The sequence below is a fragment of the Pseudomonas lini genome (genome assembly GCF_030812475.1).
GTDB lineage: Bacteria > Pseudomonadota > Gammaproteobacteria > Pseudomonadales > Pseudomonadaceae > Aquipseudomonas > Aquipseudomonas lini_A.
This window is the reverse complement of sequence record NZ_JAUSSR010000014.1, coordinates 96,109-112,038: the sequence shown is the minus strand read 5'-3', so window position 1 is coordinate 112,038 and position 15,930 is coordinate 96,109. Positions and strand designations below refer to the sequence as shown.

Genomic DNA, 15,930 nt, shown 5'->3' with positions numbered 1-15,930 from the left:
CTCAAGAAATGTCGGGGAGGGATTTATGCACTAAAACGGGCGCCGGGAAAAGGCTGCACCAAGGGTGTTCATGGCTTGCTCTTCGTAGGAGCTGGCTTGCCAGCGAAAAACGTTAACGATGACAGGTTGTTGCTGGATTAACGCGGTGCTTTCAAGTGCTTCGCTGGCAAGCCAGCTCCTACAGGGGACCGCGTCAACTCAGTAGATCCTGCAGGGTGCCGAGGTGGTCCGCTTCTTCGACGGTCTTGTCCTGCCGCCAGCGCAACATCCGTGGAAACCGCACGGCAATGCCACTTTTATGACGCTTGGACAGGGCAATCCCCTCAAACCCCAACTCGAACACCAGGCTCGGTTTCACGCTGCTCACCGGCCCGAACTTCTCTATCGTGGTCTTGCGCACGATGCTGTCGACCTGGCGCATTTCTTCATCCGTCAGTCCCGAATAAGCCTTGGCGAAGGGCACCAGCGTGCGTTCGCTGGCATCGGCTGGGCCGTCCCAGACGGCGAAGGTGTAATCGCTGTAGAGACTGGCCCGGCGGCCATGGCCGCGCTGGGCATAGATCAGCACGGCATCGACGCTGAACGGGTCGACTTTCCATTTCCACCAGACGCCCATGTCCTTGGTCCGACCGACCCCATATAACGCATCCCGGGCCTTGAGCATCATGCCCTCGACACCCAGGCTGCGGGAGGCTTCCCGTTGCCGGGCGAGGTCGAACCAGTCTTCTCCCGTGAGCACGGGCGACGGCAGCAGGACGGGGTTGGCGCAGGCGCTGATCACCTGTTCCAGCTGAGTGCGACGTGTGACCTGAGGGTGATTGCGCCAATCTTCGCCTTGCCATTCCAGCAAGTCATAGGCGAGAACGACCACCGGCACCTCGTCGAGGATTTTCTTGCCGAGGGTCTTGCGACCGATCCGCTGTTGCAGCAGGGCGAACGGTTGCACCGCGGGTGCGGCTGGCGCCTGTGGATCGAAGGCGTCCTCGGTGCCTGGGCGTGCGCTTTTCCAGGCAACGATCTCGCCGTCGATCACCGTGCCGTCAGGCAGGCCGTGTGCCAGGTTCTCGAGTTCGGGAAAGCGCTCGGTGACCAATTCTTCACCACGGGACCAGATCCAGAGTCGACCGTCGCGCTTGACCACCTGGGCACGGATGCCATCCCATTTCCATTCCACTTGCCAGTGGCTGGCGGGTCCGAGCAGGGCTTCGAACTGTTCGACCGGCTGTGCCAGCGCATGGGCCAAAAAAAACGGATAGGGCTGGCCACCCCGTTGGGCGTGCTCATCGGCCGATTCGGCGGCGATCAGCTTCAAGTAGCTGGCCGCACTCGGACGGTGGGACAGGTCGGTATACCCCACCAGCCGCTGCGCCACGCGCTTGCTATCGAGGTGCGCCATGGAGGCCAGGGCCCGGGTCACCAGCAACTTGGAGACGCCGACCCGGAAGCTGCCAGTGATCAGTTTGATGCAGAGCATCAGGCTTGGGCGGTCCAGTTGCGACCAGAGTCCGGGAAGCCGTTCGGCGAGCACTTCCGGTGGCGCGCCACGCAGTGTCAACAATTTGTCTTCAATCCACACCGCCAATCCGTCTGTTGAGCTGTGGGACGTTTCTGGCAACACCAGCGAGATGGTTTCCGCCAGATCGCCGACGGCCTGATAACTTTCCTCGAACAGCCACACCGACAGACCGGAAAACGCCACCGCCACTTCGCGCAGGATACGCACCGGCACCAATTGCCTGGGGCGTCCACCGGACAAAAAGTAAACCGCCCAGGCTGCATCTTCCGGTGCAGCTTCAGCAAAATAATGTTGCATCGCCGCCAGTTTGGCGTTGCTCGATGTGGTGGCGTCGAGCTCGGCGTACAACAGGGCGAAGTCCTTCATGTCAGCACCTCGGCGATGTCCGGCTCCTCGATGACCGGGTTTTCTTCCTCGTCGTCGCCGTACTCGGTATTGAAGCTTTGCGCATCGAGTCCTAGCTCGCGCAGGTGGCGCACCAATACCCCGACCGAGCCGTGGGTGACCATGACCCGTTCGGCACCGGTTTGCTCGATGGCCCACAGCAGGCCGGGCCAGTCGGCGTGGTCGGACAAGACAAAGCCGCGGTCCACGCCGCGCCGCCGACGAGTACCGCGCAAGCGCATCCAACCGCTGGCAAAGCCGTCACTGTAGTCACCGAAGCGGCGCATCCAGGTGCTGCCGCCGGCAGACGGCGGGGCCAGCACCAACGCCTTGCGCATCATGGGGTCGCTCTTTTTCACCTCGCCGGCGTAGATCGTTGGCGGTAGATAAACACCGCTCTCGCGATACACCCGGTTCAATGGCTCTACCGCACCATGCACCAGTATGGGGCCAAGACTGGCGTCGATACCGTGGAGAATCCGTTGCGCCTTGCCGAAGGAGTAACAGAACAGCACGCTGGCCTTGTCGGCGGCGGCGTTGGCTTGCCACCACTGATTGATCTCGGCAAACACCTGCGCCTGGGGTTGCCAGCGATAGATCGGCAGGCCGAAGGTCGATTCGGTGATGAAGGTGTCGCAGCGTACGGGTTCGAACGGGGCGCAGGTGCCGTCAGGCTCGATCTTGTAATCCCCCGAGGCAACCCAGACTTCGCCGCCATATTCCAGCCGTACCTGGGCCGAACCGAGCACATGCCCTGCGGGGTGAAAACTCAGGGTCACGCCGTGGTGAGTCAGGGGCAGGCCGTAAGGCAGGGTTTGCAGATTGATATCCACCCCCAGGCGCGCGCGCAGGATGCCTTCGCCGGGAGCCGCCGCCAGATAGTGCTGGTTGCCGCCTTTGGCATGGTCGCCGTGGGCGTGGGTGATGACCGCCCGTTCGACCGGACGCCAGGGGTCGATGTAGAAATCCCCGGCGGGGCAGTACAGACCTTCGGGGCGGGCGATAACAAGGTCCATATTTGTTACCAAAAATGGGGGATTTGTTAGCTATGAGGTTGGCGCGAGGCGAGAAGTTCTATCGGGATTTAGTGGGCAAGTGACATTCCAATGTGGGAGCGGGCTTGCTCGCGAAAGCGGTGTGTCAGTCGACATCATTGGTGAATGTCGGACCGCATTCGCGAGCAAGCCCGCTCCCACATGGGATAGGGTTATTTACCCGGCGTCAGGGTCAACCGCTTGCTCCCATACACCTTGTCAAAGTTCTGCGGCTGCATCGGCAAGCTCATGTACTGGCCCTTGAGCCACGGATCGATGCTGTCCAGGTAATTGGGGCTCGCCGGGTTGCCGGACTGGCCTGTGCTGTTCTGCCCCATCAGCGGTTCGGCCTGGCCGAAGTCGACGATCAGGCGCACGGTCGGTGCCAGGGTGGTATTGAAATCCTGGCCCCAGGTGAACGCCGCCGTGTTGAGGGTGGTGTGATCGCCTCCAGCCGGCAGTGGGCCGCGCACGGTCTGGCCGCTGGCATTCTTCCATTCGTAGCGGTGCAATTTGCCCCACTGCCATGCTTTGTGATCGCCACCCAGCAGACTGTCGCCTGCGTTGATAGCTGCCGCGAGACTGCGAGCGAGGATCGCCGGTTTGTCTTCTTTGTGTGGCGTGCGAACGTCATCCCAGAATGGACTGTCCTCACGGCCCAACAGATGATCGGCCTGGGCGGCGTAGGACAACTTGCCATTGGCGATCAAGGCTTTCCACGCCGCGCTGCTGTCCGGGCCCAGTTCGTCGAGGAAGATCTGCCCGGTGCTTTCCTGGAGGAACAGTTCGTAGATCGCCGCGTCGGCGGAGCCGGGGCTGAGCTTGCCGTCGAATGCCATCAAGCGGGTGTACGCTTCGCGCGCCTTGCCCCGATCGGCCTCCGGCAGCGCGTCGATGGCTTGCTTGAGCGGTTGGGCCATGCCGGGCGCCTGGAACATTTTCTTCAGCTTGGCGGCGAAGGTGGTGGTCTGATCGTATTGCATGGCAATCGCGCTGCGGACATCGTGTTTGCCCGCGCCAGCCAGTTCGGCCATGCGTTCGCCGCGTTCCGGTGCCGCCCAGGAATTGGACAGTTGCATGCCGTAGCCGTGGGGAATGACTCGCTGGTTGGCGGTGCCGAGCCAGCCTTGGGCCGGGTCCTGGTCGTAGGGGTGCAGCATCGGATCCGCGTAACCGTCCCAATCGTAACGGCCTTCCCAGCCCGGGGAGGGCAGCAGGCCTTCGCCTTCGCGACGGTTCGGGTAGCGGCCGGTCACCTGCCAGCCAATATTGCGGGCGTCGGCAAAGACCAGGTTCAGCGTTATGGCGCGGATCTCCCGGCTGGCATCCGAGGCTTTTTCGACGTTCTGCGCCCGGGACAGGTCGAAAAACGCATCCAGGGTCTTGTCGTCGGTGAAGCTCGGCGTCTGCAAGGCCAGGCCGAAGCCGTTGGCCAGCGCGGAGCCTTGGGCGCTGTTGAGCAGCGGGCCATGGCGGGTTTCGTACACCGCCTCGCGAATCGAACGCTGGCCTTTGACGAAATAGCTCTCGTTGCGCACGATCACCGGCTGCCATTTGCCGCCGACCTCGTAGGCAAGACCATTGCCCTGGCGTTTGATTTTTTCCAGAAACAGATCCTGGTTATCGCCCATGACCGAGGCCATGCTCCAGGCCACCTTGCCGTTGTAACCGCCCAGCACCATCGGCAAGCCGGCGAGGGTGACGCCGGAAGCCTGATACTTGGGCGCGCGAATCTGTACGTAACTGAACAACGACGGCACGCCCAGCGATCCGTGGCTGTCGCTGGCCAGCAGGCTTTTACCGCTGCGGCTGCGTTGGGGGGCGATCGCCCAGTTGTTCGATGAAGTGGCGCCCAGCAGGTTCAGTTCGGACAGTTGGTGGGTGGCCTTGCTGATGTCAGCCAGGCCGGGAACCTGCCCGTTGAGCTTGATACCCTGCAGTTTTTCGGCTTCGGCCACCGGCAGTTTTTCATCGGGGGCGGAGGGTGTCAGCCAAGGCAGTTTGTCGGTGCTGACGGTCTGCGCCAGCATCAGCGAGGCAATTTCTTCCGGCAGGTTGGCCGATTGGCTGAAATTCAACAGGCAGAACATCAGCGCCGAGTCTTCCGGCTTCCAGTATTCCGGTTTGTAGCCGGTGGCGGCGAGGTCCGCCGGCAGCTTGTCGCGGTAGCGGAACAGGTAGGCGTTGACGCCACGGGCATAGACTTCGAAAAAGCGCTTGAGCCGCGGCGAAGACGCTTTGTAGAGCTCATCGGCGCTTTTCTTCAGATTGACCGCGCGCATGTAGCGGTCGGCGTCCAGCAGGTCCGGCCCGGACATCTCCGCCAGACGGCCCTGGGCCAGCAGGCGCAGGGTCACCATTTGAGCAACGCGGTCCGTGGCGTGTACATAACCGAGGGAAAACAGTGCGTCATGGAAACTGTTGCTTTCGATCAACGGCACGCCCATGGCATTGCGCCGCACCGAAACGTTCTGCGCCAGTCCTTTGAGCGGCTGTACTCCAACGGTCGGCGGGAGGGTGTCCCGGGTGTTTGTGGTCTGACAACCGGTCAGGCCCAAGACACCGGCCACTGCTGCGGCAACGCCGAACCGGGGAAGAAAATGTGAGAGGGCTGGCGAGGCCATGGCAAAGCTCCTGCGGGGGGTAGCGTCATTAAAGGCGCTACGTTAGTGAGCAGGAGGTGGGCGCGCAAGCAGCTTGTTTCAGGATTTATCTGCCAAACGCAAAGTGAGCAGCCCGCGGGATGTTGGCGTTCACTGAAGATCCCCTGTAGGAGCTGGCTTGCCAGCGAAGCGATCTGTCAGTCAACACCTCTACCGACTGTGCCAGCGTCTTCGCCGGCAAGCCGGCTCCTACACGGGATTGGCGGCGTTCACCGATCCGCTGTTCTCAAGCCCCGTGGCACTTCTTGAATTTCTTGCCGTTGCCGCAGGGGCAAGGGTCGTTGCGGCCAACGTCTTTCAGGGCGTTACGCACTGGTTCCTGGTGGGCGTGGCCGCAGTTCGGGCCGTGGACATGACCATGGTCGTGATCATGGTGCTCGTGATGGTCATGATCGTGGTTGCAGTCTGGGCCATGAACATGGGGTTGCTGGGTCATCGAAGTTGCTCCGGAATTAAATCGGCGGGGATTATCACGCCATTGCGCGCCAGGTGCACGTAGTGCGCGATGAATAAACCGGTTTCCATTTCACCTTCCAGTCGATAGGGGATGGGCTGATCGGGTTTCTTCAGCAATTTCACCACGTCCCGGACCTTGGGCCACAGGTTGGTGCGGATCGGCACCTTGAAGTACGCGCTGCGCTTGGGACCGACCGTAAACCAGTGTTCGTGCTCGCCTTCGGTCAGTAGCATGTCGCCCAGGTGAATCCGGTACTCGAGGCCGCGCACCGTCAGATCGCTGTCATTGCGGTTGTCGACGCGAAAGTACAGGAGGAATCGTTGCTGCATCAGTTTGGCCTGGACGACTTCGACCTTGACCAGATGCACCTCTGGCTCCGGTCCGTCGTCGCTGAACCATGACACGCAGCCGCCGAGCCCCGAAAACAGGAGCAGCGTAAATAGATAAAGTACGAGTCGTCGGGTGATCATGGTCGTGTTCTCCCTTGAACTCCAGTCTAGCCCCTCAAGTAGCGAAATACCCCGCGCAACACTTCTTGAACTTCTGCCCGCTGGCGCACGGGCAGGTATCGTTGCGCCCCGCCTTGAGTTGCACGGTGGGATCGATGAAGTACCAGCGGCCGGCGTTCTGCACGAACGACGAGCGTTCGCGGTGGCTGTGTTCGCCGCCGCCATCGTGCCAGCGCGCCGTGAAGGTGACGAATGCATGTTCCGGCTGGCCGCCCAGGACCTCGGCGCTTTCCACGTCCAGGCCCAGCCAGGTGCTTCGGGCGCTCCAGTCGCTGATGGACTGCCGATCAAGGCCTGCCTGTTGCGCGGGCAGGGTCGTCGCCACCAGGTAATCGATCAGGCCCAGCACATAGGCGCTGTAGCGCGAACGCATCAAGGCTTCGGCACAGGGCGCCGGATGCCCGGCATGGTAATGACCGCAGCAGGCATCAAGCAGGGTGCCGCTGCCGCAGGGGCAAATGGATGTACTCATTGCTTTACCACCAATATTTCCCGAAGTTTTCCGGATTGGCCCAAAACCTCGAATTGAGCCAGTCGGGGACTTGTTTGTAGTCCAGCAGATCATAAGTGAACAGGGTCAGCACCTGCTCGTCACGCTGGAAGCGTTCGCTGGCTTGCAGGGCCAGGGAGAAGAAGTCGGTCTCTTGCCAGCCGCTGGCCGGCAAGTCCGCCAGCACCGCGATGCGGCTGGCGTTGAGGTTGCGTATCCCGCCCAACAGGTTCAGGCCATCGCGCTTGGGCAAATGTTCCAGGCAATCGACCACCAGCGCCAGGTCAAACCGGCGAGCCGCCAGTTCGTCCGGCAAAGGGCCGGGGGCCGCATGGGCCACGCAGGTGTCCGGGTGGGCGAGCTTGAACGCTTCAAGCGCGGGGAATTCGCTGGCGCCAATCAGCAACAGACGCGCCGGGGCGTAACGATCGAGCAATGCGGCCAGCGCCTGCTGGGGCGTGCGCGGAGAAATACCTGCAATCATCGGAGATCCTCAATCAGAGCGCCAAGACTAGCCTGCCCGCACGTCCATATATAGAGCCTGATAGGGTCAAAAGCGTCGATCAGCCGCGAACACGGGAGAAAACTGCACCGGCCTATTGCTGGCGGAGATTAAAAGGGGGGTCTTTACTCCCTAGAATCGGTCTTCAAGCCGATCCCTCAGGAGATAACTAGATGAGCATAGTTCGGACAGCATTACCCTTGGTTCTGCTAACCAGTGTGTTGACTGGTTGCGCAGGTTTGCAGAAAACCGACTGGCCGACCTGTGCGGCGGTCGGTGGTGTCGTCGGTGCGGGTCTCGGCGCAACCGAGAGTTCGGCATGGGCAGGCTATGGCGCGCTGCTGATCGGCGGCACGGCTGCGGCCTATTGCTGGGTTCACGGTGATGGCGACGAAGACGGCGATGGTGTGCCGGACAGCCGCGACAAGTGCCCGGGTACGCCTCGAGGCGTGCAGGTCGATGCCGACGGTTGCCCGCCACCGGTGCCTGCACCAGTGGTTGAAGAGGCCGTTGTTGTCAAGGAAGAAGTCATCGTTATCCGCGATGTTCATTTCCAGTTCGACAAAGCCACCCTGACCCCTTCCGATAAAGAGGTACTGAACACGATCGCCACTCGCCTGAAACAGGAGGCCTCCACTGCCCAACTGACCGTCACCGGTCATACCGACAGCGTCGGCAGTGATGCCTACAACCAGAAACTGTCGGATCGTCGTGCGCATTCGGTGGTCGAATACCTGATTTCCCAAGGGGTACCGCGCAGCAGCTTCGTGTCCGTGGCCGGTGCCGGTGAAAGCCAGCCGGTGGCCGATAACAAAACCGCTGACGGCCGTGCACAGAACCGTCGCACCGAGATCAAAATCAACCGCTAGACCCCTCGCATTCCGCGGCTTGTGCAGTCGCGGATGCGGGTCTTTACTCCTGTGTAACCGGCATCGGCCGGTAACACAGGAGTTTTCACCATGAGTGTTCTCACAAGGACCGTCTTGCCGGTTCTGCTGCTTGGCAGCGTGTTGACCGGTTGCGCTACTCACAGCGATGGCACCGCCCCCTTGAATCAACGAACCTGGCCAATCTGCAGTGTGATCGGCGGGCTGGTGGGTGGTGGCCTGGGCGCTCTGCAAAGTAGCGGTTGGGCGGCCGGTGGAGCGGCGCTCGGTATCCTCACCGGTGGTTTGATCTGTTATGCCCAGGATGGCGACGAAGACGAAGATGGTGTTTTCGATCGACGCGATCGCTGTCCTGATACGCCGGCCAATACGCCCGTCGAGCATCACGGTTGCCCGTTGCCCCAGTATCCGGCCAGCGTGAAACCCGTTGAACCGGTTCGCGCCGAAGTCATCGTCCTCAGAGACGACGTGCTGTTCGCCTTCAACCATTGGGACCTGACACCTTCCGCGCAGAGCAAGCTGGATTCGCTGATGAGCAAACTGCAGGGCGCCGATGTGGTGAGCATCAAGGTGATCGGTCATACCGACAGCAAAGGCTCGGAAGCCTACAACCAGGCACTGTCGGAACGTCGTGCCAGTGCCGTGGCGGACTATCTGTTGAGCCGGGGCCTGGCGGCAAACAAACTCACCAGCGAAGGCCGTGGCGAGCTTGAGCCGGTGGCCGATAACGAAACAGACGCAGGGCGCGCGCAAAACCGTCGCGTGGAGTTGCACATCAATCGCTGAGGCCCGTAACAGAGCCGTCGGACAGCCATCACGGAGTCCGGCGGCCATTGGGCACCTTCATGAAGAATTTTCCGTTGCCCTCTGGCTTATCCCGCGTGGAAGCCGTTACTGTGCGTGCAAAGAATAATTCTCAACGGGGGCGCGTATGAAGGTGTTCTGGTGGTTGGGGAAGCTGTTGACCCTGCTCTTCTGGCTGGTGGTGCTGGTCAACCTGCTCATGCCGTTTGTCTATCCGCTGCACCTGTTGGTCAATGTGGCTGGCAGCCTGCTGGCAGGCCTTCATCTGCTGGAGGCGGTGTTCTGCTTTCGCAGCCTCAGAGGGCGCGCCCACCCTTGGCGTGATCGCCTGAAAATCCTCTTTTTCGGTGTCTACCACCTGCAAACCATCCCGGCTCCTGCCGTATCGAAGGCTTCCCATGCGTAAACTCTGTCTGCTCGCCGCACTCGTCAGCCCACTGGCTTGCGCTCAGGTGGTAAGCGTTGAAACCAACTCACTGATGCGCTTGCCCAACACCGCCAGCACCTTGCACCTGGAACGCCTGGAAGTGGCCGATTACGGCACCTTGCTGATCCCCTCGAACGTGACGCAAGTGACGGTCGATCAACTTCACCTGGGGCGTGAAGCGCGGATCGCGATCGTACCCGGCGAACAGGCGCTGGCGCTTAACGTCAGCCGTGCCCAATTGGCCGAAGGCAGCCAGATTACCGCTCGCGGTGCGCCCGGGACCTACCTCAAGGCTGCCCGTTCCGGGCGTAACCTGACTTTACATATCAAGGCGCTGAATGCGCCGCAATTGTCGGTAGATGCTCGCGGCGGCGCCGGCGCACCGGGTTTTGTCGGGCTGGATGGGGCCAACGGGCAGGCGCCGGGGTGCACCTGGGGCCAGGCGGGTCGCGGAGCCGATGGCAGCAATGGCGCCGACGGCCAGCCGGGGGCTCCCGGTGCGCTGGTCCGGCTGGAAGTGCCGCGCGATTATCCGGCGGAACAGATCAAGGTCCAGGTCGCCGGCGGTGCCGGTGGTCTGGCTGGCCCTGGTGGCAAGCCGGGGGCGGGTGGCAAGGCCAAGGGCTGCCTGGTGTATGAGGCCGATGGCGGCAAGGGCGGGCATCCTGGGGCTGATGGTCAGCCGGGGCCTGCGGGGGCGGAAGGTTCGGTGACGGTCCAGCGGTTGTAATCCGTTCCTGAGATGTGTGTCGTCTGATCGGTTGTCATCGCGGGCAAGTCGGATCGCCGCATCGCACGCGATGACGTCAGACCAGCCACCTCAAAACATCGGCCGCGCCGCAGCAATCGCCACCAACACCAACCCGACGATCAGATTGATCCCCACCAACCGGCGAATCCTTCCCAGCACCGCAGCCCCCGTCGGCCAATCCTGCGCCGTTACCGCAACGCGCAACTCGGGCAACATCAACGCCTGAATCCGGATAAACAACGCAGTCATCACCACATACAATCCCATCATCACCTGCACATAACGTGGCGCGGTTTCAAACCCGGCGTATTGCAGATGGATCATGCCCACGCCACTGATAGGCAAAAGCACCACCGCCACCCAGACCCAGCGGAAAAACCCTTGAAACACTTCAACCCACAGTTTCAACCGGGCCGGACCTTCCAGTGCCTTCATCGCGGCGGGGCGCAAGACCATCCAGGCGAAAAACATGCCGCCGACCCAAACCAGGGCGGACAGGACATGCAGGGTATAAACGATGCCAAAAGGTGTCATTGAGGTACTCCGTTCTGCGCGGGATTAATTAGCGGGGTATGATAGCGACCGAACCGAACCACTGAAAATTTATCCAGCGTTTTTTGCGCCCGACAATTCATGATCAGCACCGAACTCAAAACCACGATCCAGGGCGCCTATTCGCGTTTTCTCGAAGCCAAGAGCCTCAAGCCGCGCTACGGACAACGCCTGATGATCGCCGAAATTGCCAAGGTCCTCGGTGCCATCGACACCGACGACGAAGGCCGGCGCAGTGGCGACCCCGCGATTGTCGCGGTGGAAGCCGGCACCGGTACAGGTAAAACCGTGGCCTACAGCCTCGCGGCCATCCCCACGGCCAAGGCTGCCGGCAAACGCCTGGTGATCGCCACGGCCACCGTGGCCCTGCAAGAGCAGATCGTCTACAAGGATCTGCCCGACCTGATGCGCAACAGCGGTCTGAATTTCAGCTTTGCCCTGGCCAAGGGGCGCGGGCGCTACATGTGCCTGTCCAAGCTCGACATGCTGCTGCAGGAAGGCCAGGCGCAAACCGCCACGGCGCAGCTGTTCGAAGAAGAAGGCTTCAAGATCGAGGTCGACGAAGCCAGCCAGAAGCTGTTCACCAGCATGATCGAGAAGCTCGCCGGAAATAAATGGGACGGCGACCGCGACAGTTGGTCAACCGCCCTGGAAGACGCCGACTGGGCGCGCCTGACCACCGATCACAGCCAGTGCACCAACCGCCATTGCCCCAACTTCGGCCAGTGCGCCTTCTACAAGGCCCGCGAAGGCATGGGCAAGGTCGACGTGATCGTCACCAACCACGACATGGTGCTGGCCGACCTGGCCCTGGGCGGCGGCGCCGTGTTGCCGGACCCGCGCGACACCATCTACGTATTCGACGAAGGCCATCACCTGCCGGACAAGGCCATCGGCCATTTCGCCCACTACACGCGCCTGCGCTCCACCGCCGACTGGCTGGAAACCACCGCCAAGAACCTGACCAAATTGCTGGCCCAGCACCCGTTGCCCGGGGATCTGGGCAAGTTGATCGAACAGGTGCCGGAGCTGGCGCGGGAGATCAAGACCCAGCAGCAGTTCATGTTCACCGCCTGCGAACAGGTCGCCGATTTCAAACCGGGCGAAGACGTGGAAGGCCGCGAACGGCCGCGCCACCGTTTCGTCGGTGGGGTGATTCCCGAGCACATGCGTGAGATGGGCATCGAGCTGAAGAAAGCCTTTGCCCGTCTGACCGACCTGTTCACCCGTCTGACCGAACTGCTCAAGGAAGGCATGGACGGCGAGGTCAACATCGGCATCGCCAGCAACCAGGCCGAAGAGTGGTATCCGCTGTTCGGCAGCCTGTTGTCCCGTTCTTCGGGCAACTGGGAGCTGTGGACCGCCTTCACCGTCGAGGACCCGGAAGACAATCCGCCCATGGCCCGGTGGCTGACCCTGGCTGAAAGCGGTTCGCTGTTCGACATCGAGGTCAACGCCAGCCCGATTCTTGCGGCCGAAATGCTCCGACGCAATCTGTGGAACGTGGCGTACGGCGCGCTGGTGACTTCCGCGACCCTGACCGCCCTCGGAACATTCGACCGCTTCCGCATGCGCGCCGGGCTGCCGAAAAAAGCCGTCACCGCCGTGGTCCCGAGCCCGTTTCACCACGCTGATGCCGGCGTTCTCCGGGTGCCGGACCTGAAGGCCGATCCGCGTGACGCACCGGCCCACACCGCGGCGATCATCCGTGACTTGCCGGCGCTGGTGGAAGGTTCCCGGGGCACGCTGGTGCTGTTCTCCTCGCGCAAACAGATGCAGGACGTGTTCGACGGCCTGGATCGCGACTGGCGCAAACAAGTGTTCATTCAAGGCAACCTGTCGAAACAGGAAACCCTGAACAAGCACAAGGCGCGGGTCGACGGTGGGGATTCCAGCGTGCTGTTCGGCCTGGCGAGCTTTGCCGAGGGGGTCGACTTGCCCGGTGCGTATTGCGAACACGTGGTGATCGCCAAGATTCCGTTCTCGGTACCCGATGACCCGGTCGAAGCGGCCCTGGCCGAATGGATCGAGGCTCGGGGCGGCAATCCGTTCATGGAAATCTCGGTGCCGGATGCCTCGCTGAAACTGGTCCAGGCCTGTGGTCGCTTGCTGCGGACCGAAGAGGATCGCGGCACCATCACCTTGCTCGATCGGCGCCTGGTCACCCAGCGCTACGGCAAGGCGATCCTCAATGCGTTGCCACCTTTCCGGCGCGAAATTTCCTAAACACCGGTGGGCAATTTTGCCCGCCGCGTTGTCTATCTCTCTACCATCGCTTTTCCATTGGCCCATTAAGGGTCGTTAGGGAGAATTTCGTTCTCATGATTCGCCGCTCGTTGCCTGCCGTTTTTGCCCTGATGTTTGCAGCCCCTGTACTGGCGGCGCCTGCTGGCCAACAGACGCTGTTTAACTTTGTGCGCCCCGCCGATGTGGTCCAGGTGGCGACTCAGGATGCCAGCCTGCCGCAATCCAACGCCGAACAAACCGCCGAAGGCGAGGTGTTGCGCCGGGTGACGTTCAACCCGGCAGTCCAACCGACCTTGCGCCTGAGCCCGCAAACCGGTGCCTGGGACTGGTCGCAGTCGGGTTTCATGAGCCTGCGGATTCAAAGCGCGATGAATTGGGCCGTGACCCTGAACGTGAAAATCCAGAGCAACGACGGCAAGACCCTGGTCAGTCGCGTCGATTTGCCTGCTGGCCCTGCGCAAACCTTGCTGGTGCCGCTGCAGCCGTTTACGCCGTTGAGCCTGGGGATGAAAGCCGGGCCGCCGATGCCGATGACCTTTGACGGTCAGCGCGTATTGCTGGCCAGCAGCGCGGGAGAGTTGGAACGCAGCCAGGTGGTGTCGGTGACCTTGTCGATGGATCAGCCGAAAGTCGCCCAGAGCATCCTGCTCGAGCGGTTCGGCGTGCAGGAAAGCGAGGCGGTGACCAAAGCGGCTTATGGCGGCCTGGTGGACGCTTATGGGCAATCCACCCGAGCCAAATGGCCCGAGAAAATCAGCAACGATGAACAACTGAAAAGCGCTGCGGCCAAGGAGCAGCAACAACTGAAAACCTGGCTCGCCGAGCATCAGAAAGCCCCGTTGGACAGGTTTGGAGGCTGGGAAAAAGGTCCGGCCTTCAAGGCCAGTGGCTTTTTCCGCACAGAGAAACGTGACGGTCGCTGGTATCTGGTGACCCCGGAAGGCCATCCGTTCTACTCGCTAGGTGTCAACAGCGTGACGCCGGACGTCAATCGGACCTACATCGCCGGTCGAGAATGGATGTTCGAATCCCTGCCTAAGCCCGACGAAGTGCTGGCCAACCACTATGGTGAAGGCGATAACCGCGGCGGCAATGGTGCCGATCAGGGCCGTGGTTATAACGCCGGTCGCTGGTACGACTTCTATGGGGCCAATCTGCAGCGCCTGTATGGCGAACCTTGCGCCCTGGGCAGCGATACCAAGGCCGGGGTTGCCGAGGCGGCCAAGGCCGACGCGCTCGAGGCGACGGTCGACAAGGCCGCTGAACAACCCGTTGCCCCGGCTTCCGAGTCCAAGGCCGGTGTAGCCGAGGCGGCCAAGTCAGACGCCGTGGCGACAGTCGTACAACCCGCTGAACAGACGGCCGCCGAGCCCTGCAAAGCCGTGATAAATGAACAGCAATGGGCCAACCAGGCGCTGGACCGCCTCCAGGCCTGGGGTTTCAACACCGTGGGTAACTGGAGTGCTCCGGTACTGGCCAACGCCGACCGTGTGCCGTACACCTTGCCACTGTCGATCGTCGGCGATTACGCCAGTATCAGCACCGGCAATGATTGGTGGGGTGGCATGCCCGATCCGTTCGATCCGCGGTTCGCCATGGCCACCGAACGTGCCGTGGCCATCGCAACCCGCGACCATCGCGACGATCCATGGCTGATCGGCTATTTCGCCGATAACGAACTGGCCTGGGCCGGTCCCGGCGACGACCCGAAAGCCCGTTACGCCCTGGCCTATGGCACCTTGAAAATGACCACCGACGTGCCAGCCAAACGCGCGTTCCTCAAGCAGCTGCGGGACAAATACCGCAACCAGGCAGGCCTGTCCAAAGCCTGGGGCATTGAGCTGCCGGCCTGGGAGTTGATGGAAGACCCGGGCTTCGTACCGCCACTGCCGAGCGCCGAGCACCCGGAAATCGAAGCCGACTTCAAGTATTTCCAGAAGGTCTTCGCCGACACCTACTTCAAGACCATTTCCGATTCGCTGAAGTGGCATGCGCCGAATCAGCTGTTGCTGGGCGGCCGCTTCGCCGTCAGCACCCCGGAAGCCGTAGCGTCCTGCGGCCAGTATTGCGACGTGCTGAGCTTCAACATGTACACCCTGCAACCGCAGGATGGCTATGACTTCGCCGTGTTGCGCAGTCTGGACAAGCCGGTGCTGATCACCGAATTCAACGTCGGCTCCACGGACCGCGGACCGTTCTGGGGTGGCGTGACGCAATTGGCCAAAGAAGAAGACCGTGGGCCGGCCTATGCGAACTTCCTCAAACAGGCGATGAAGGAACCGTCGATTGTCGGGGTGCATTGGTTCCAATACCTCGATCAACCGGTGACCGGGCGTCTGCAGGACGGTGAGAACGGTCACTTTGGTCTGGTGGGCATCACCGATCTGCCGTTCCAGGGGTTCGTCGACACTGTGCGCAAGAGTAACCTGGCGATTGTCGATCAATTGGGTAAAGAGGCGGGGAAGGTCACGGCGGAAACGGAGAAAGTCAGCCAGGATGTCGAGGGCGGCAGGCAGGGTGATGCCGGCAAGGGGCCGGAGCAGGGCGCCGGTCAGGCGGGTGGGCATTCCGGGGATGGACACTGAGTCCTGATACACCGCGTTACTCGTTTTTCGCTGGCGAGCCAGCGCCTACAGGGGATCTTGGTGTGACTCAGATCCAATGTGGGAGCGTGCTTGCTCGCGAAGGCGTCCGGTAGGACGCCATG

Annotated in this window: 14 protein-coding genes; 6 read left to right on the top strand and 8 right to left on the bottom strand. The window is 61.8% G+C overall.

Annotated features, from left to right (window positions below; all coding sequences use genetic code 11):
* Positions 1-193: 193 nt before the first annotated feature.
* The 7 genes from J2W17_RS24640 to J2W17_RS24610 form a co-directional block, all read right to left on the bottom strand.
* Positions 194-1,882: an ATP-dependent DNA ligase gene (locus J2W17_RS24640; protein ID WP_307340767.1), complete on the bottom strand. Its 1,689-nt coding sequence runs from the start codon at positions 1,880-1,882 to the stop codon at positions 194-196.
* Positions 1,879-2,916, bottom strand: a complete 1,038-nt coding sequence (locus J2W17_RS24635) for a ligase-associated DNA damage response exonuclease (RefSeq protein ID WP_307340765.1) — start codon at positions 2,914-2,916, stop codon at positions 1,879-1,881. The genes J2W17_RS24640 and J2W17_RS24635 overlap by 4 nt, the downstream gene beginning before the upstream one ends.
* 191 nt (positions 2,917-3,107) lie before the next feature.
* A complete protein-coding gene (locus tag J2W17_RS24630) occupies positions 3,108-5,558 on the bottom strand; it encodes a penicillin acylase family protein (RefSeq protein ID WP_307340762.1) in 2,451 nt (816 codons plus the stop codon).
* 265 nt (positions 5,559-5,823) lie between these two features.
* Positions 5,824-6,033 (bottom strand): SEC-C metal-binding domain-containing protein, encoded by a 210-nt coding sequence (locus J2W17_RS24625; RefSeq protein WP_064676164.1) that lies wholly within the window; start codon positions 6,031-6,033, stop codon positions 5,824-5,826.
* Positions 6,030-6,524, bottom strand: coding sequence for an LEA type 2 family protein (locus J2W17_RS24620; RefSeq protein WP_307340755.1), 495 nt, complete (start codon positions 6,522-6,524; stop codon positions 6,030-6,032). The genes J2W17_RS24625 and J2W17_RS24620 overlap by 4 nt, the downstream gene beginning before the upstream one ends.
* A 34-nt stretch (positions 6,525-6,558) precedes the next feature.
* Positions 6,559-7,035, bottom strand: a complete 477-nt coding sequence (locus J2W17_RS24615) for a YchJ family protein (RefSeq protein WP_307340753.1) — start codon at positions 7,033-7,035, stop codon at positions 6,559-6,561.
* A gap of 4 nt (positions 7,036-7,039) precedes the next feature.
* On the bottom strand, positions 7,040-7,537 hold the full coding sequence (locus tag J2W17_RS24610) for a DUF6231 family protein (RefSeq protein WP_307340751.1): 498 nt from the start codon (positions 7,535-7,537) through the stop codon (positions 7,040-7,042).
* A 191-nt stretch (positions 7,538-7,728) separates the two neighbouring features.
* Here J2W17_RS24610 and J2W17_RS24605 point away from each other — a divergent pair, with 191 nt between their 5' ends.
* The 4 genes from J2W17_RS24605 (at position 7,729) to J2W17_RS24590 (ending at position 10,403) form a co-directional block, all read left to right on the top strand.
* Positions 7,729-8,424, top strand: coding sequence for an OmpA family protein (locus J2W17_RS24605; protein WP_307340748.1), 696 nt, complete (start codon positions 7,729-7,731; stop codon positions 8,422-8,424).
* A gap of 90 nt (positions 8,425-8,514) precedes the next feature.
* Positions 8,515-9,228: an OmpA family protein gene (locus J2W17_RS24600; RefSeq protein ID WP_307340745.1), complete on the top strand. Its 714-nt coding sequence runs from the start codon at positions 8,515-8,517 to the stop codon at positions 9,226-9,228.
* 145 nt (positions 9,229-9,373) lie between these two features.
* On the top strand, positions 9,374-9,652 hold the full coding sequence (locus J2W17_RS24595; RefSeq protein WP_307340742.1) for a DUF1145 domain-containing protein: 279 nt from the start codon (positions 9,374-9,376) through the stop codon (positions 9,650-9,652).
* Positions 9,645-10,403 (top strand): collagen-like triple helix repeat-containing protein, encoded by a 759-nt coding sequence (locus J2W17_RS24590; protein ID WP_307340739.1) that lies wholly within the window; start codon positions 9,645-9,647, stop codon positions 10,401-10,403. The genes J2W17_RS24595 and J2W17_RS24590 overlap by 8 nt, the downstream gene beginning before the upstream one ends.
* A 90-nt stretch (positions 10,404-10,493) precedes the next feature.
* Here the strand turns inward: J2W17_RS24590 and J2W17_RS24585 are convergent, their stop codons facing one another.
* Positions 10,494-10,958 carry a CopD family protein gene (locus J2W17_RS24585; protein ID WP_307340736.1) on the bottom strand — a complete coding sequence of 155 codons (465 nt, stop codon included), beginning with the start codon at positions 10,956-10,958 and terminating at the stop codon, positions 10,494-10,496.
* A 99-nt stretch (positions 10,959-11,057) separates the two neighbouring features.
* Here J2W17_RS24585 and dinG point away from each other — a divergent pair, with 99 nt between their 5' ends.
* Together dinG and J2W17_RS24575 are read left to right on the top strand one after the other, a co-directional pair.
* Complete coding sequence (gene dinG / locus J2W17_RS24580; protein ID WP_307340733.1) at positions 11,058-13,202, top strand: ATP-dependent DNA helicase DinG; 2,145 nt, start codon at positions 11,058-11,060, stop codon at positions 13,200-13,202.
* Between the two features lie 95 nt (positions 13,203-13,297).
* Positions 13,298-15,808: a beta-agarase gene (locus J2W17_RS24575; protein WP_307340730.1), complete on the top strand. Its 2,511-nt coding sequence runs from the start codon at positions 13,298-13,300 to the stop codon at positions 15,806-15,808.
* The last annotated feature ends 122 nt before the right edge of the window (positions 15,809-15,930 follow it).

Excerpts from the sequence above, each read along its gene's own strand:
- J2W17_RS24640 (WP_307340767.1), bottom strand. The coding sequence starts at position 1,882 with ATGAAGGACTTCGCCCTGTTGTACGCCGAGCTCGACGCCACCACATCG.
- J2W17_RS24635 (WP_307340765.1), bottom strand. The coding sequence starts at position 2,916 with ATGGACCTTGTTATCGCCCGCCCCGAAGGTCTGTACTGCCCCGCCGGG.
- J2W17_RS24630 (WP_307340762.1), bottom strand. The coding sequence starts at position 5,558 with ATGGCCTCGCCAGCCCTCTCACATTTTCTTCCCCGGTTCGGCGTTGCC.
- J2W17_RS24625 (WP_064676164.1), bottom strand. The coding sequence starts at position 6,033 with ATGACCCAGCAACCCCATGTTCATGGCCCAGACTGCAACCACGATCAT.
- J2W17_RS24620 (WP_307340755.1), bottom strand. The coding sequence starts at position 6,524 with ATGATCACCCGACGACTCGTACTTTATCTATTTACGCTGCTCCTGTTT.
- J2W17_RS24615 (WP_307340753.1), bottom strand. The coding sequence starts at position 7,035 with ATGAGTACATCCATTTGCCCCTGCGGCAGCGGCACCCTGCTTGATGCC.
- J2W17_RS24610 (WP_307340751.1), bottom strand. The coding sequence starts at position 7,537 with ATGATTGCAGGTATTTCTCCGCGCACGCCCCAGCAGGCGCTGGCCGCA.
- J2W17_RS24605 (WP_307340748.1), top strand. The coding sequence starts at position 7,729 with ATGAGCATAGTTCGGACAGCATTACCCTTGGTTCTGCTAACCAGTGTG.
- J2W17_RS24600 (WP_307340745.1), top strand. The coding sequence starts at position 8,515 with ATGAGTGTTCTCACAAGGACCGTCTTGCCGGTTCTGCTGCTTGGCAGC.
- J2W17_RS24595 (WP_307340742.1), top strand. The coding sequence starts at position 9,374 with ATGAAGGTGTTCTGGTGGTTGGGGAAGCTGTTGACCCTGCTCTTCTGG.
- J2W17_RS24590 (WP_307340739.1), top strand. The coding sequence starts at position 9,645 with ATGCGTAAACTCTGTCTGCTCGCCGCACTCGTCAGCCCACTGGCTTGC.
- J2W17_RS24585 (WP_307340736.1), bottom strand. The coding sequence starts at position 10,958 with ATGACACCTTTTGGCATCGTTTATACCCTGCATGTCCTGTCCGCCCTG.
- dinG (WP_307340733.1), top strand. The coding sequence starts at position 11,058 with ATGATCAGCACCGAACTCAAAACCACGATCCAGGGCGCCTATTCGCGT.
- J2W17_RS24575 (WP_307340730.1), top strand. The coding sequence starts at position 13,298 with ATGATTCGCCGCTCGTTGCCTGCCGTTTTTGCCCTGATGTTTGCAGCC.